At 71.8% G+C, this 16,506-nt stretch carries 9 protein-coding genes; 7 read left to right on the top strand and 2 right to left on the bottom strand.

The genetic code is table 11. The annotated features are described in order from the left end of the window. From ACLP4W_RS02290 to ACLP4W_RS02280, 3 genes are all read left to right on the top strand, one after another. Positions 1–875, top strand: an 875-nt coding sequence (locus ACLP4W_RS02290; RefSeq protein WP_442383714.1) for an LLM class F420-dependent oxidoreductase, incomplete at its 5' end; no start/stop codon positions are given. A gap of 43 nt (positions 876–918) precedes the next feature. Beyond that, positions 919–1,635, top strand: a complete 717-nt coding sequence (locus ACLP4W_RS02285) for an acetoacetate decarboxylase family protein (protein ID WP_442383712.1) — start codon at positions 919–921, stop codon at positions 1,633–1,635. Further along, positions 1,632–2,834: a cytochrome P450 gene (locus ACLP4W_RS02280; protein ID WP_442383710.1), complete on the top strand. Its 1,203-nt coding sequence runs from the start codon at positions 1,632–1,634 to the stop codon at positions 2,832–2,834. Before ACLP4W_RS02285 ends, ACLP4W_RS02280 begins: the two co-directional genes overlap by 4 nt. A 93-nt stretch (positions 2,835–2,927) precedes the next feature. On the opposite strand, the gene ACLP4W_RS02275 is transcribed toward ACLP4W_RS02280, so the two are convergent. Beyond that, entirely contained in the window at positions 2,928–3,740 is an 813-nt protein-coding gene (locus ACLP4W_RS02275; RefSeq protein WP_442383726.1) for a crotonase/enoyl-CoA hydratase family protein, read from the bottom strand. A gap of 64 nt (positions 3,741–3,804) precedes the next feature. Here ACLP4W_RS02275 and ACLP4W_RS02270 point away from each other — a divergent pair, with 64 nt between their 5' ends. From ACLP4W_RS02270 to ACLP4W_RS02255, 4 genes are all read left to right on the top strand, one after another. Next, positions 3,805–5,466: an acyl-CoA synthetase gene (locus ACLP4W_RS02270; protein ID WP_442383708.1), complete on the top strand. Its 1,662-nt coding sequence runs from the start codon at positions 3,805–3,807 to the stop codon at positions 5,464–5,466. 29 nt (positions 5,467–5,495) lie between these two features. Continuing rightward, the gene (locus ACLP4W_RS02265; RefSeq protein ID WP_442383706.1) at positions 5,496–6,263 is read left to right on the top strand and encodes a fructosamine kinase family protein; all 768 of its coding nucleotides are present in this window, start codon (positions 5,496–5,498) and stop codon (positions 6,261–6,263) included. Positions 6,264–6,355: 92 nt separating this feature from the next. Continuing rightward, positions 6,356–7,180 carry an amidohydrolase family protein gene (locus ACLP4W_RS02260; RefSeq protein WP_442383704.1) on the top strand — a complete coding sequence of 275 codons (825 nt, stop codon included), beginning with the start codon at positions 6,356–6,358 and terminating at the stop codon, positions 7,178–7,180. Continuing rightward, positions 7,177–8,727 (top strand): acetolactate synthase large subunit, encoded by a 1,551-nt coding sequence (locus ACLP4W_RS02255; protein WP_442383702.1) that lies wholly within the window; start codon positions 7,177–7,179, stop codon positions 8,725–8,727. The genes ACLP4W_RS02260 and ACLP4W_RS02255 overlap by 4 nt, the downstream gene beginning before the upstream one ends. A 26-nt stretch (positions 8,728–8,753) precedes the next feature. Here the strand turns inward: ACLP4W_RS02255 and ACLP4W_RS02250 are convergent, their stop codons facing one another. Continuing rightward, positions 8,754–16,400: a PE domain-containing protein gene (locus tag ACLP4W_RS02250; RefSeq protein WP_442383700.1), complete on the bottom strand. Its 7,647-nt coding sequence runs from the start codon at positions 16,398–16,400 to the stop codon at positions 8,754–8,756. Positions 16,401–16,506: the final 106 nt, after the last annotated feature.

Genomic DNA, 16,506 nt, shown 5'->3' with positions numbered 1-16,506 from the left:
CGACTCAGCGGGTGCGACTGGGCACGTCGGTGGTCCAGCTTTCCGCCCGCACCCCCACCGCGTGCGCGATGGCCGCGCTGACGCTCGACCACCTCAGCGGAGGCCGGCACATTCTCGGGCTCGGGGTATCCGGGCCGCAGGTCGTGGAGGGCTGGTACGGGCAATCGTTTCCCAAGCCGCTGGCCCGCACCCGCGAATACATCGACATCATCCGGCAGGTGTGGGCTCGGGAAGCGCCGGTGACCAGCGACGGGCCGCACTATCCGCTGCCGCGGACCGGCGAGGGCACCACGGGCCTGGGCAAGCCGCTCAAGCCCATCACCCACCCGCTGCGCGCCGACATCCCGATCATGCTGGGCGCCGAGGGACCCAAGAACGTCGCGCTGGCCGGTGAGATCTGCGACGGCTGGCTGCCCATCTTCTACACGCCGCGGATGGCCGACACCTACAACGAATGGCTCGATGAAGGGTTCGCGCGCCCCGGCGCGCGCCGCAGCCGCGAGGACTTCGAGATCTGCGCGACGGCCACCGTCGTCATCACCGACGACCGGGCCGCCACATTCACGGCCATGAAGCCCTATCTGGCCCTCTACATGGGCGGCATGGGCGCAGAGGACACCAACTTCCACGCCGACGTCTATCGCCGGATGGGCTATTCGGAAGTGGTCGACGATGTGACGAAGCTGTTCCGCAGCAACCAGAAGGACAAGGCCGCAACGGTCATTCCCGACGAGCTTGTCGACGACGCCGCGATCGTCGGCGACATGGACTACGTGCGTAAGCAGGTCAAGGTCTGGGAGGCCGCCGGTGTCACGATGATGGTTGTGAACGGGCGCAATGCTGAGCAGATCCGCGAGCTCGCGACGCTGGTTTAAGCCCTCCTTGCCAGGGCATTAGAACGCGTTCTAGATTGGCCCGATGACAGCCTCGCAGCACACCATCGCGGGCACGGTGATCACGATGCCGGTGCAGATCCGCTCGGCAAATCAGCACATGGCGATGTTCTCCGTCGACGCCGACGCCGCGCAGCACCTGATCGACTACAGCGCCCTGCAGGTCTGCCGTTACCTGCCCGGGCGCGCGATCGTGGTGCTGATGCTGATGCACTACATCGATGGCGACCTGGGTCAGTACTACGAATTCGGCACCAGCGTGATGGTCAACCCGCCAGGGTCGAACGCGAGCGGGCCGCGGTCGCTGCAGTCAGCCGGCGCCTTCATCCACCACCTGCCCGTCGACCAGGCCTTCACGCTGGAGGCGGGAACCAAGATCTGGGGCTACCCGAAAGTGATGGCGGACTTCACCGTTCGAGAGGGTCGTCAGTTTGGTTTCGACTGCAGCGTTGACGGGCAACTGGTCATCGGCATGGAATTCCGCCCCGGCCTGCCCTTCCGGCTGACCCCGCGCCAGCAAGCGCAGCGCAGCTATTCGCATCGCGATGGCGTCACCCGCGAAACGGCCTTCGAACACACGCTGGACGGTGTGCGCACCCGATTCGGTGGGGTACGTGTCAAACTGGGCGATCATCCCTACGCGAAAGAATTGGCATCGCTGGGCCTTCCGAAACGCGCGATGTTGTCCAGTTCTGCCGAGCACGTACAAATGACGTTCGGCGATGCCCAGGAGATCTCATGACAGTGACTTCAACGACCAGACCCGACGTGGATCTGACCGACGGCACGTTCTACGCGGGTGACTCCCGGGCCGTGTACCGCTGGATGCGGGAGAACGAGCCGGTGTTCCGGGATCGCAACGGGCTGGCCGCCGCGTCGACATACCAGGCGGTCATTGAGGCCGAGCGCAAACCCGAGCTGTTCTCCAACGCCGGCGGCATCCGGCCCGACCAGCCCGGCGTCGAGATGATGATCGAGATGGACGACCCGCAACACCTGTTGCGGCGCAAGCTCGTCAACTACGGCTTCACCCGCAAGCGCGTGAAAGATCTGGAATCCAAGATCAATTCGCTATGCGACACGCTGATCGACGCGGTATGCGAACGCGGCGAGTGTGACTTCGTCTGGGACCTGGCCGCGCCGCTGCCGATGGCGGTCATCGGCGACATGCTCGGTGTGCGTCCGGAAGAACGCGAGATGTTCCTGAAGTGGTCCGACGATCTGGTCAGTTCGTTGAGCAGCACTGCTGCCGAAGCGGATATCCAGGTCACCATGGATGCCTTCGCCGCTTACAGCGGATACATGATGGGGATGATCGAGGCCCGCAAGTCGGAGCCGACCGACGATCTGGTCAGCGTCCTGGTGCACGCGGAGGTCGAAGGATCGAAGCTAGAGGACCACCAGATCGTCACCGAGGTGTTGCTCTTGCTGATCGGCGGCGACGAGACCACCCGTCACACGCTTTCCGGCGGAACACGGCAGCTGCTGCTGCACCCCGATCAGCACCGGCGTCTGGTCGACGACCTTGGGCTGCTTCCCAACGCGATCGAGGAGATGTTGCGCTGGACCGCGCCGGTGAAGAACATGGCGCGCACGATCATCGCCGACACCGAATTCCACGGCACCGCTTTGCACCAGGGCGAAAAGATGATCCTGCTGTTCGAGTCGGCGAACTTCGACGAGAAGGTGTTCGAGGACCCGGAGAGCTTCAACATCGAGCGCTACCCGAATAACCACCTCGCGTTCGGCTTTGGGACGCACTTCTGCCTGGGCAACCAGCTGGCCCGGCTGGAGCTGTCGATCATGCAGACCCGCCTCCTGCAACGCATTCCGGACATGCGGCTGGTGTCGGATGCCGCGCTGCCGCTGCGGCCGGCGAACTTCGTGTCCGGCCTCGAGAAAATGCCGGTGGTCTTCACCCCGAGCGCGCCTCTCGGCTAGCTCTTGCCGCGACCGTAACGCCACGGCGAAAATCCGGCCGCGAAAATTCGCAGTAGCGTTACGCTCGCGGCGAAAAGAGGTGAAGAAGCGCGGCTAGCGGTTCTGGAAGTTGGGCTTGCGCTTCTCGGCGAACGCCCGTGGGCCTTCCTTGGCGTCGTCGGACAGGAACACCTTGATACCGATCTGGGTGTCGATCTTGAAGGCGTCGTTTTCGGCCAAGCCCTCGGTTTCGCGGATCGCCCGCAGGATCGCCTGCACGGCCAGCGGTCCGTTGTTCTCGATGATTTCCGCGATCTCGAGCGCCTTGGTCAGCGCCCGCCCGTCGGGGACGACATATCCGATGAGCCCCATCTCCTTGGCCTCGGCTGCGGTGATGTGCCGGCCGGTGAGCAGCAGGTCGCAGGCGACCGTGTAGGGGATCTGCCGCACCAGTCGCACGGCCGATCCGCCCATCGGGTACAGGCTCCATTTGGCCTCCGAGATGCCGAATTTGGCGCTCTCGCCGGCGACCCGGATGTCGGTGCCCTGCAGGATCTCGGTGCCGCCGGCGATCGCGGGTCCTTCGACGGCCGCGATCAGCGGTTTGCTCAGCCGGCGACCCTTCAGCAAGGCGTCGATCCGCGACGGGTCGTAGCTACCGTCCTTGAATGATTCACCCGGCGGCTTCTTGGTTGCCGCTTTCAGGTCCATGCCGGCGCAGAAGTAGCCACCGGCCCCGGTCAGGATGCAGCATCGGATGTCTGGATCGTTGTCGACGCGATCCCAGGCCTGCACCATGATTTCCATCATTTCGGTGCTCAGGGCGTTGCGGGCGTGTGGCCGGTTCAACGTGACGATGAGAGTGTGACCGCGCTGGTCAACCAGCGCGTCAGGCCCCGGTTGTTCGTTTGCTGACGCCTCGACCACGGCTACCGCCTTTCCCTCGATAACGAGCACGAGCTTGTCAAGAAATGTAACACGTTCTAGTTTGGTGGCCGTGGCCCTGAATATTGCCGATCTCGCCGAGCACGCCATCGACGCTGTGCCTGACCGTGTCGCCTTGATCTGCGGCGACGAGAAGTTGACCTACGCCGAACTTGAGGAGAAGGCCAACCGCCTCGCGCACTACCTGATCGATCAGGGCGTGAAGAAGGACGACAAGGTCGGACTGTACTGCCGCAACCGCAACGAGATCGTCATCGCGATGCTCGGCATCGTGAAGGCGGGCGCCATCCTGGTGAACGTCAACTTCCGCTACGTCGAGGGCGAACTTCGTTACCTGTTCGACAACTCCGACATGGTCGCGCTGGTGCACGAACGCCAGTACTCAGACCGGGTCGCCAACGTGCTACCGGACACCCCCGAGGTCAAGACGATCCTCGTCATCGAGGACGGGAGCGACAAGGACTCTCAGGACTACGCGCGCTACGGCGGCGTCGAGTTCTACTCGGCGATCGCACAGGGCTCACCCGAGCGCGACTTCGGCGAGCTTCTAGGTGAGCGGAGCGCCGACGACATCTACCTGCTTTACACCGGCGGCACCACAGGCTTCCCCAAGGGAGTGATGTGGCGGCACGAGGACATCTACCGGGTGCTGTTCGGCGGAACCGATTTTGCGACAGGCGAATTCGTCAAGGACGAGTACGACCTGGCCAAGGCCGCCGCGCAGAACCCGCCGATGATCCGCTATCCGATCCCGCCAATGATCCACGGCGCCACGCAGTCGTCCACCTGGATGTCGATCTTCGCGGGCCAAACCACTCTGCTCGCACCGGAATTCGACGCCGACCAGGTGTGGCGGACGATTCACGATCACAAGGTGAACCTGCTGTTCTTCACCGGCGACGCCATGGCGCGGCCGTTGCTTGACGCGCTGGACAAGGACCACGACTACGACCTGTCGTCGCTGTTCCTGCTCGCCAGCACGGCGGCGTTGTTCTCGCCGAGTATCAAGGAGAGGCTGCTCGAGCTGCTGCCGAATCGGGTCATCACGGACTCAATCGGCTCCTCCGAGACCGGGTTTGGCGGCACCAGCGTCGTCGCTGCGGGTGCGCCGCACAGCGGCGGACCACGCGTGGCCATCGACCATCGCACCGTCGTCCTCGACGACGAGGGCAACGAGGTGCAACCGGGCTCGGGCGTGCGCGGCTTCATCGCCAAGAAGGGCAACATTCCGGTCGGCTACTACAAAGACGAGAAGAAGACGGCCGAGACCTTCCGCACCATCAACGGTGTGCGCTACGCCATCCCCGGTGACTACGCAGTGGTCGAGGCCGACGGGACCGTCACCATGCTGGGCCGCGGTTCGGTGTCGATCAACAGCGGCGGGGAGAAGATCTACCCCGAGGAGGTCGAGGCCGCGCTGAAGGGCCATCCCGACGTCTTCGACGCCTTGGTGGTCGGTGTGCCCGATCCCCGTTACGGGCAGCACGTGGCCGCCGTCGTGCAGCCCCGCGCGGGGTGCCGGCCGTCGCTGGCGGAGCTGGACAGCTTTGTGCGTTCCGAGATCGCGGGATACAAAGTGCCGCGCAGCCTTTGGCTGGTCGACGAGGTAAAGCGTTCGCCCGCAGGCAAACCCGACTACCGGTGGGCAAAGGAACAGACCGAGTTGCGGGCCGCCGACGACGTGCATGCAAGCCACGTGACGGCCTGATGCGCTCCGAGGTGTAGGCCGGTCGCGGGGTGACCGACTTCGTCAAGCACCACCCCGGCGCGCCCACCGGCTTCTTCGCTTGGGAAGCGGCAGGGTTGCGATGGCTTTCAAGTGTCGACGGCGGCGCGCCTTGCGCGCAGGTTGTTTTCGTTGGCGCGACGAGCCTGACCCTGCGGCGGCTTGATTCGGTGGCTCCGAGCTCCGAGGCGGCGTACACGTTCGGCAGCCAACTGGCCGTCACGCACGACGCGGGTGCCGCGGCGTTCGGCGCGGGGCCCGCCGGGTGGAACGGGCCCGGGTTCTTCGGGCCGTTATCGCAGCCTTTGCCGATGTCGCTGCGGCCGCACCGGCGCTGGGGCGATTTTTACGCCGAAGAGCGGCTGGTCCCAATGGCCGAGCTCGCGGCGGCGCAACTCGACGCTTCCACCCGTGCCGCGATCGACGCCGTCGCGGCACGATGCCGCGCGGGTGACTTCGACGACGATGACCAGCCGGCCCGGCTGCACGGCGATTTGTGGAGCGGCAACGTGATGTGGACGCCCGACGGGGTGGTGCTGATCGACCCGGCTGCGCACGGCGGTCACCGTGAGACCGACCTGGCGATGCTCGCGCTGTTCGGCTGCCCGCACTACGACGCCGTCCTCGCGGGTTACCAGCGGATGAGAACGCTGACACCCGGCTGGCGCAGCCGCATCGGGCTGCACCAACTCTTCCCGCTGCTGGCGCATGTCGTGTTATTTGGCGGCGGGTACGCGCGGCAGACGGAAGCCGCCGCTCGCGCCGCGCTGGCCGCCTAACCGGCATCGCCGACGGCCCCGGCGGGGCGTCTACTTTCCAATTGCCGGCCTTCTCCTCCCGCCGCTTCGCGGCGCGCTAGTGTCGAAGCGCGATGACGATCGATGCCTGGATGCAGCATCCGACCCAACGGTTCCTGCGCAGCGAGATGTTGGCCTCGCTGCGGCGCTGGATCGGTGGGGCGATCCCCGACACCGAGATCCCGATCGAGGCGACCGTCGCGTCGATGGACGCCGCCGACGTCGACCTCGGCCTGCTCAGCGCGTGGCGCGGTCCGGGCGGGCAGGACCTGATCTCGAACGACGAGGTCGCCGAATGGGTCCGGTTGCACCCGAACCGATTCGCCGGCCTCGCCACGGTCGACCTCGATCGTCCGATGGCGGCGGTCCGTGAGCTGAGGCGCCGGGTCAGTGAGGGCTTCGTGGGTCTGCGGGTCGTGCCGTGGCTGTGGAACGCGCCGCCCACCGATCGCCGTTACTATCCGTTGTTCGCCGAATGCGTGGAGTCCGCGATGCCGTTCTGTACCCAGGTCGGGCACACCGGCCCGCTGCGGCCATCGGAGACCGGACGCCCGATTCCCTACATCGACCAGGTCGCCCTCGATTTCCCTGAGCTCGTCATTGTCTGCGGTCACGTCGGCTATCCCTGGACCGAGGAGATGGTCGCGGTGGCCCGGAAACACGAGAACGTCTACATCGACACCTCGGCCTACACCATCAAACGGCTCCCGGACGAGCTCGTCCGGTTCATGAAAACCGGTACCGGACAACGGAAAGTCTTGTTCGGCACGAACTACCCGATGATCGCCCACTCGCACGCTTTGGCGGGGTTGGATGAACTCGGCCTGACCGACGAGGCCCGCCGAGACTTCCTGCACGGCAACGCCAAGCGCGTCTTCAGACTGGAGGCAATCAAGTGAACGGTGCCCGGGCCCTGATCAACACCCTGGTCGACGGCGGCGTCGACGTGTGCTTCGCCAACCCCGGCACGTCGGAGATGCACTTCGTGGCCGCGCTGGACACCGTTCCGCAAATGCGTGGTGTGCTAGCCCTTTTCGAGGGTGTGGCCACCGGCGCGGCTGATGGTTACGCCCGCATCGCCGACCGGCCGGCCGCGGTGCTGCTACACCTGGGCCCGGGGTTGGGTAACGGACTTGCCAACCTGCACAACGCGCGCCGCGCCCGGGTTCCGATCGTGGTTGTCGTCGGCGACCATGCCACCTATCACAAAAAGTACGACGCCCCACTGGAATCCGACATCGACGCGCTGGCCGGTAGCGTCTCGGGATGGATGCGCCGCACCGAAGACAGCGCCGACGTCGGATCGGATGCCGCCGACGCCATCGCCGCCAGCCGGTCCGGCACGCAGATCTCGACGCTGATTCTGCCCGCCGACGTGTCTTGGTCCGACGGGGCGCAGCCCGCGTCCGCCGTGCCCGCGCAGCCGGCGGGTGCCGACCCGTCGTTGGCGCGTGAAGTACTGGAGGTGCTGCGCTCGGGGGAACCCACGGTGGTCATGATCGGCGGCGACGCCACCCGCGGGCCAGGGCTGGCCGCGGCCGCGCGGATCGCCCAGGCAACCGGGGCCCGGTTGTTGTGCGAGACATTTCCCACGCGGTTGGAGCGCGGCGCGGGCGTCCCCGCCGTCGACCGGCTCGCGTACTTCGCCGAAGCTGCCACGGCCCAACTCGATGGCGCCAAGCATCTGGTGCTGGCCGGCGCCAAGTCGCCGGTGTCCTTCTTCGCATACCCCGGCGCGCCCAGCGACCTGGTGCCGGCTGGCTGCGAGGTGCACGTGCTTGCCGAACACAGCGGTGCGGCAGACGCTTTAGCCGCAATGGCCGACGAGGTGGCGCCCGGGACGGTGGCACCGGTGGCGGCGGCCTGGCGCCCGCAGCTGCCGGCGGGTGCCCTGACGTCCGCGTCGGCCGCCGACGTGATCGGAGCGCTGATGCCCGAACGCGCGATCGTCGTCGACGAGTCGAACACGTCCGGTCTGCTGCTTCCGCAGGCCACCGCCGGGGCGCCGGCCCATGATTGGCTGACGCTGACCGGCGGGGCGATCGGCTACGGGATTCCGGCCGCGGTGGGTGCCGCGGTGGCCGCCCCCGATCGTCCGGTGCTCTGCCTGGAATCCGACGGGTCTGCGATGTACACGATTTCGGGGTTGTGGACCCAGGCACGCGAGAACCTCAATGTGACCACCGTGCTCTACGACAACAGCGCCTACGACATTCTGCGGGTCGAGCTGCAGCGCGTCGGGGCCGGTTCAACTCCCGGCCCCAAGGCGCTTGATCTGCTCGATTTGTCGCGTCCCACAATGGATTTCGTCAAGATGGCCGAGGGCTTGGGAGTTCCGGCGCGTCGGGTCAGCACCGCTGAGGAGTTGGCCGACGCGTTGCGCGCAGCTTTCGCCGAACCGGGACCCCACCTGATCGACGCCGTGGTGCCGTCACTGTTCGGTTAGCTTTCGCGGGCAGTGCTGCCTGTACGTCAGGCATCAAAGATTGTGGTCCCGACAGCGGTGGGGTCATAGCTGATGTACACCGGCTGCTGCGCGAAGGGCTCATACCCGGTATTCATGTCGCCTCCCGACGTAACCGTCGGACTGTTGGTCGCGGTCGTCGTGTACGAGTACAGCAGCGTCTGACCCGTGCTGTCGTAGACCGAAATGGTTGTTCCCGCAGGCACGGCTCCCGAGACCTGGCCCGTCCCGAGCAGGGATGACGGGATGGTTCCGTACACACCACCGGAATCGATGAACACGGAAGTGGTTTGGAGAGGCCCGTTATTGATCCGGACGTCCACGGGGGCAATCGGCGCCCCGGTAACCGAGATGCTGCTCGGCAGCGGGTTGGGACCGAACTCCAGCACGCCCTGGGATTCGTTGATGAGCACACCGTTGTTGAGCAGGCCCGGCAATGCCGGGATCACGGTGCTGGTGCCCGGGAATCCGTTGTTCGGCCCAATACCCAAAACGCCATCCACGCCAGCGGCGGCGAAATATTGCTGGAAGGCTGCCTCCGATCCCGCGCTGACGACGTTGACGCCGGTCGGCAGGGTGACGATGCCGTTCCCGAAATTCACCGTCGTCGAATACGAGGTGTAGCTGTAGGTCAGCCCGCCGCTGTAACCGGCCGAACCCGACCCGATGGCGGAGCCGAGGTTTAGTGTTGGGACGTATGGGTTTTCCATAACGAGACCGGTGGATCCGGTGTCAACCAGCACGGGCACCATCTGGCCGCCGTTTACGGAGATGTATATCACCGGCTCGGTGACATCGTTCATGTGCAGTGCGACGGTGGCGTTTGTCAGGGTGCTGTTGCCCGTGCCGCCCGTCGCGCCCGGGGTGCCGGCGTTGCCGGTGTTGCCGTGCAGAGTGCCGGCTCCTCCGGTGCCGCCGGCGCCGTTGGTGCCGTAAACGCCGTCTGGGCCGCCGCTGGCGCCGTCGCCGCCGTTGCCGCCGTTGCCGCCGTTGGCGCCATTGCCGCTGGCGCCGCCGCTGCCACCGGTGCCTGCGGCGCCGCCGTTGCCGGCGGCTCCGGCGTTGGCACCGTTGCCGCCGGTGCCTCCGGTGCCGCCGTAGGAACCTGTGCCGGTGTATTGCGCGGTGCCGCCGTCGCCGGCGTTCGCGCCGGTGCCGCCTTGGCCACCATTGCCACCGGTGCCGCCGTTGGCGCCGACGCCGCCGGTGCCGCCTTGGCCGCCGACGCCGCCGACGCCGCCGGCACCGGCGTTCCCGCCGTTGGGTCCTTGGCTGTCGTAATTGCCGCTGCCGTCGCCGCCGGTTCCGCCGGTGCCGCCTTGGCCGCCGTTGCCACCTTGGCCGCCGTTGAAGCCGTTGTCGCCTTGCCCGCCGTTGCCCCCGGTGCCGGCGGCCCCGCCGGTACCGCCGGTCCCGCCGGTGCCGATGGGCAGCGCTTCGCTTCCAGGCGCGGAGTCGTAGCCGTTGCCGGGTGCGCCGCCCGCGCCGGCCGCCCCGCCGCTGCCCCCGTTTCCTCCGGTGCCCCCGACGGTGCTGTTGCCGGTGCCTCCGTTACCGCCATTGCCGGCGGCGCCGCCATTGCCGCCCGGACCGCCGTTGCCGTTGAACCCAAACAGCCCGTGGTCGTTTCCGTTGGGCTGGTTCGCCGCGCCGCCCTGGCCGCCCTGGCCGCCCTGGCCGCCGCTACCGCCGGCGAAGCCGGGGTTATCGCCGGTCGCGCCGTTGTCACCATTGCCGCCGGCACCACCGTTGCCGCCGGCACCACCGTTGCCGCCGGTGCCGAAGAACACTGAGTTGTTTATGTTGTCTTGTTTGCTGGCACCTAGGCCGGGGTTGCCGCCGGCGCCACCGCCGCCGCCGTCGCCGCCGTTGCCCCCGCTGCCGCCGACGCTGCTGATGCCCGCGCCCCCGCTACTCCCTTGGCCACCTGCGCCGCCGTTACCACCGTTGCCGGCGCTGCCCCCGGCGAGGCCGCCGCTGCCAATGCTGCCGCCGTTGCCGCCCGCGCCCGCATCGCCGCCGTTGCCCCCGTTGCCGCCGGAACCGCTGCCGGTGGGCGCCCCACCGCCGCCGCCGACGCCGCCGTTGCCGCCGTTGCCGCCGGCGCCGCCATTGCCAGAGGCGCCGCCGGTGCCGCCTTGGCCGCCGGCGCCGCCCACGCCCCCTTGGCCGCCGGCGCCGCCGTTGCCGTTAGTGGCGATGGCGTTGCTGCCGGTGCTGCCTTGGCCGCCGGTGCCGCCTTGGCCGCCGGCGCCGCCGGTCGCATTCGCGCCGCCGGTGCCTCCAATGCCGCCCTGGCCGCCAGCCCCACCGCCACCGGCCACGCCCACCGCGCCGGTGCTGGATCCGCTGCCGCCTTGGCCGGCGCTGCCGCCGGTGCCCCCGGTGCCGCCCTGACCTCCGGTGCCGCCAACCACTCCGGGGTTGGCGGTGTTGTCGGTGCCCGCGCCGCCTTGGCCGCCGCCCCCGCCGAGGCCGCCGGTGCCGCCCTGGCCGCCGACGCCCTGGCTGCCGTCTCCACCGGAGCCGGCCGCCCCGCCGAGCCCGCCGGTGCCGCCGGCACCGCCCGCGGCGCCCTGACCGCCATGCCCGCCGCCGCCGGCCCCGGTGCTGCCCGCACCGCCGTTACCGCCGGTGCCCCCCTGGCCGCCGGCCCCACCGCCACCGGCCATGCCGACCGCGCCGGTGCTGGATCCGCTGCCGCCTTGGCCGGCCGTCCCGCCGGTGCCGCCGGTGCCGCCGAGGCCACCCGCTCCGCCGGCCACACCTTGGGCTCCGTTGGTTCCGCTGCCGCCTTGGCCGCCGACGCCGCCGAGGCCGCCGGTGCCGCCCTGCCCGCCGACACCTTGGCTGCCGCCGCCACCAGAGCCGGCCGTCCCGCCGAGCCCGCCGGTGCCGCCGGCACCACCCGCGGCGCCGAGGCCACCCTGCCCGCCGCCGGCCGCACCCTGGCTGCCCGCGCTGCCTTGGCCGCCGGTGCCGCCCTGGCCACCAGCCCCGCCGGACCCGGCGGTACCCGCCGCGCCGGTGCTGGATCCGCTGCCACCTTGGCCGGCCGCCCCGCCGGTGCCGCCGGTGCCGCCGAGGCCGCCGGTGCCGCCGACCACTCCGGGATTGGCGCTGTCGTCGGTGCCGGTGCCGCCTTGGCCGCCAATCCCGCCTTGGCCGCCGCCGCCGCCCTGCCCGCCGATGCCCTGGCTGCCGCCGCCGCCGACACCGGCCGCTCCGCCGAGCCCGCCGGTGCCGCCGGCACCGCCCGCGGCGCCCTGGCCGCCCTGGCCGCCCTGGCCGCCGCCGGCCGCCCCGGTGCTGCCCGCGCCGCCATTACCGCCGGTGCCGCCTTGGCCGCCGACGCCACCACTACCGGCGGTGCCCGCCAGCCCGGTCGAAGAGCCGCTGCCGCCTTGGCCGGCCGCCCCGCCGGTGCCGCCGGTGCCGCCGAGGCCGCCCACGCCACCGGCCACACCTTGGGTTCCGTTGATGCCGGTGCCGCCTTGACCGCCGACCCCGCCGAGGCCGCCGCTGCCGCCCTGCCCGCCGACACCCTGGCTGCCGCCGCCACCGGCACCCGCCGCCCCGCCGGTACCGCCCACACCGCCGGCACCCCCGCTGGCACCTTGACCGCCCTGCCCACCACCGGCGGCCCCCGCGCTGCCCACCCCGCCATTACCGCCGGTGCCGCCAGTGCCACCGCCGCCACCGTTACCGGCGATGCCCGAAGCGCCCTGGGTGAATCCCGCACCCCCGGCTCCGGCTGCCCCACCACTGCCCCCGGTGCCGCCCTGGCCCCCGGTACCGCCCGCCACCCCGGGATGGGCGCTGTTGTCGGTGCCGGTGCCACCGACGCCGCCGAAACCGCCGAGGCCGCCGCTGCCGCCCTGCCCGCCGACACCCTGGCTGCCGCCGCCACCGGAGCCGGCCGCCCCGCCGAGTCCGCCGGTACCGCCGGCACCACCCGCGGCGCCCTGGCCGCCCTGCCCGCCACCGGCGGACCCCGCGCTGCCCACCCCGCCGTTACCGCCGGTGCCGCCCTGGCCACCAACACCACCGGACCCGGCCAAGCCGGCCGCGCCGGTGCTGGATCCGCTGCCGCCTTGGCCGGCCGTCCCGCCGGTGCCGCCGGTGCCGCCGAGGCCGCCGGTGCCGCCGACCACTCCGGGATTGGCGCTGTTGTCGGTGCCGGTACCGCCTTGGCCGCCAATCCCGCCTTGGCCGCCGCTACCGCCCTGCCCGCCGATGCCCTGGCTGCCGCCGCCACCGGAGCCAGCCGCCCCGCCGACTCCACCGGTGCCGCCGGCACCACCCGCGGCGCCCTGGCCGCCCGGCCCACCACCGGCGGAGCCCGCGCTGCCCGAGCCGCCACTACCGCCGGTGCCGCCCTGGCCACCAATGCCACCGGACCCGGCCAAGCCGGCCGCGCCGGTGCTGGATCCGCTGCCGCCTTGGCCGGCCGTCCCGCCGGTGCCGCCGGTGCCGCCGAGGCCGCCCACGCCGCCGGCCACACCTTGGGTTCCGTTGATTCCGCTGCCGCCTTGACCGCCGACCCCGCCGACGCCGCCGCTGCCTCCTTGCCCGCCGACACCCTGGCTGCCGCCGCCACCGGAGCCGACGGCTCCGCCGAGCCCGCCGATTCCGCCGGTACCCCCTGCGGAGCCCTGGCCGCCCTGCCCGCCGCCGGCCGCCCCGGCGCTGCCCGCGCTGCCTTGGCCGCCGGTGCCGCCGCGTCCGCCAGCTCCACCGGACCCGGCAGCACCGGCCGCACCGGTGCTCGATCCGCTGCCGCCTTGGCCGGCGCTGCCGCCGGTGCCGCCGGTGCCGCCGAGGCCACCTACGCCGCCGGCCACACCTTGAGTTCCGCTGCTGCCGGTGCCGCCGACCCCGCCGACCCCGCCGAGGCCGCCGTTGCCGCCCTGCCCGCCGGCGCCCTGGCTGCCACCGCCACCGCCACCGGCCGCGCCGCCGAGCCCACCGGTGCCGCCGGCACCGCCCGCGGCGCCCTGGCCGCCCTGCCCACCGCCGGCCGCCCCCACGCTGCCCGCACCGCCGGTGCCGCCGGCACCGCCTTGGCCGCCGACGCCACCGCTACCGGCGGTGCCCGCCAGCCCGGTCGAAGAGCCGCTGCCGGCCGCGCCGGCCGCCCCGCCGGTGCCGCCAGTGCCACCGAGGCCACCCACGCCGCCGGCCACACCCTGGGTTCCATTGCTGCCGGTACCACCGACACCGCCGACACCGCCGACCCCGCCGAGGCCGCCGTTGCCGCCCTGCCCGCCGGCGCCTTTGCTGCCACCGCCACCGGCACCGTGCGCCCCGCCGGTGCCACCCGCCCCGCCGGCACCGCCCGCCGCGCCCTGACCGCCCTGCCCACCACCCGCCGCCCCGGTGCTGCCCGCACCGCCGGTGCCGCCGGCACCGCCTTGGCCGCCGACGCCCCCGCTCCCGGCGGGGCCCGCCAGCCCGGGCGAAGAGCCGGTGCCGCCGGCGCCGGCTGCCCCGCCAGTACCGCCGGTGCCGCCCTGGCCGCCCGTGCCGCCCGCGACTCCGAGACCGGCGCTGTTGTCGGTGCCGGTGCCACCGACGCCACCGACCCCGCCCAGGCCGCCGGTGCCGCCCTGCCCACCGACACCCTGGCTGCCGCCGCCACCGGCACCGTGCGCCCCGCCGGTGCCACCCGCCCCGCCGGCACCACCCGAGGCGCCCTGACCGCCCTGACCGCCACCCGCCGCCCCGGCGCTGCCCGCACCGCCGGTGCCGCCGACGCCGCCTTGGCCGCCGATGCCGCCGGTGCCGGCGGTTCCCGCCAGCCCGGTCGAAGAGCCGGTGCCGCCCGCGCCGGCCGCCCCGCCGATACCTCCGGTGCCGCCCTGGCCGCCCGTACCGCCCGCGACTCCGAGACCGGCGCTGTTGTCGGTGCCGGTGCCACCGACGCCACCGACCCCGCCCAGGCCGCCGGTGCCGCCCTGCCCGCCGGCACCCTGGCTCCCACCGCCGCCGACACCGGCCGCCCCGCCGGTACCGCCGGCACCACCGCCACCACCCAGGGCGCCTTGGCCACCCTGACCGCCACCCGCCGCCCCGGCGCTGCCCGCACCGCCGGTGCCGCCGACGCCGCCTTGGCCGCCGATGCCGCCGGTGCCGGCGGTTCCCGCGAGCCCGGTCGAAGAGCCGGTGCCGCCCGCGCCGGCCGCCCCGCCGGTACCGCCGGTGCCGCCCTGGCCGCCGGTGCCGCCAACCACCCCGGGATTGGCGCTGCTATCGGTGCCGGTGCCGCCGACGCCGCCGACCCCACCAACGCCGCCGGTGCCGCCCAGCCCGCCGACACCCTGGTTGCCTCCGACACCGGCACCGGCCGCCCCGCCGACCCCGCCGGTGCCGCCGGCACCTCCAGCGGCGCCCTGACCGCCCTGCGCACCACCGGCCGCCCCGACGCTGCCCGCCCCGCCATTGCCGCCGGTGCCGCCCTGGCCGCCGACGCCGCCGCTGCCGGCGATGCCCGAAGCGCCCTGAGTGAAGCCCGCGCCGCCGGCGCCGGCGATCCCGCCGCTGCCCCCGGTGCCGCCGAGGCCGCCCACGCCGCCGGCCACACCTTGGGTTCCGTTGGTACCGGTGCCACCGACGCCACCGGCACCACCAACGCCGCCGCTGCCGCCCTGCCCGCCGACACCCTGGCTGCCACCGCCACCGGCACCGGCCGCCCCGCCGACCCCGCCGGTGCCGCCGGCACCCCCTGTGGCACCCTGACCGCCCTGCCCGGCACCGGACGCCCCCACGCTGCCCGCCCCGCCATTGCCGCCGGTGCCGCCCTGGCCGCCGACGCCGCCGCTGCCGGCGCTGCCGCCGCTGCCGGCATTGGCGTCGCCGCCTTGGCCGGCGGCGCCGCCGACCCCGCCGTTGCCGCCGATAAAGCCAATGTTGCCGCCGACCGCGCCAGTGCCGCCGGCCCCGCCGTTGCCGCCGACCCCGCCGGCGCCGCCCTGACCGCCCGACCCGCCGAACATCCCGCCGTTACCGCCCGCCCCGCCGGTCCCGCCGGCCCCACCCGCTTGGCCGGCAGCGCCCACACCAGCCGTGCCGGCCCCACCAGCCCCGCCGGCCCCGCCAACTCCGCCGTTGCCGAACAGCCCGGCATCACCGCCTCGGCCGCCGGCCCCGCCGGGCGTGCTGGGCGCCCCGGGCACGCCGGACCCGCCGTTGCCGCCGTTGCCGAACAAAATCCCGCCAGGGCCGCCGGCCTGCCCGGTCCCGGGCGCCCCATTGGTGCCGTTGCCGATCAGCGGACGCCCGAGCAGCACCTGGGTGGGCGCGTTGATCACGTCCAGCGCATCCTGCACCACCGTCTGCCACGCCGTGGCCGCCAGCGCTTGCAACGGCGCGGTGTTGGCCGCCTCGGCGACGGCGTAGGAAGTCGCGCTGGCCATCAGGGAGCGCGTGAACTGGTCGTGCAACTCGGCGGCCTCCGCGGCAAGCTTCTGGTAGCCCAAAGCGTATTGGGAAAACAGCGCCGCGATGGCCGTCGATACTTCGTCGGCCGCGGCACTGGTCACGGCGGTGGTCGCGCCAGCCGCGGCCGCGTTCCCGCTGGCCAAGGCCGCGCCGATGCTGTCCACATCCGCGGCCACCGAGCCCACGATCTCCGGTGAGACGAGCAGATACGTCATCTGGGACCTCGCCGCACCTTCTAGACGAGCTGGCAATCACCGGCAAACATCGGAGCAATCATTGAGGAGCGTATCGCGCAGCGGGCCTGCATCAAGCATTTCCGCT

Origin of the sequence: Mycobacterium sp., from assembly GCF_052145595.1 — a bacterium.
Taxonomy (GTDB): Bacteria; Actinomycetota; Actinomycetes; order Mycobacteriales; family Mycobacteriaceae; genus Mycobacterium.
Note: the sequence above shows the minus strand (reverse complement) of the source record. Positions and strands in the feature narration are given on the sequence as shown.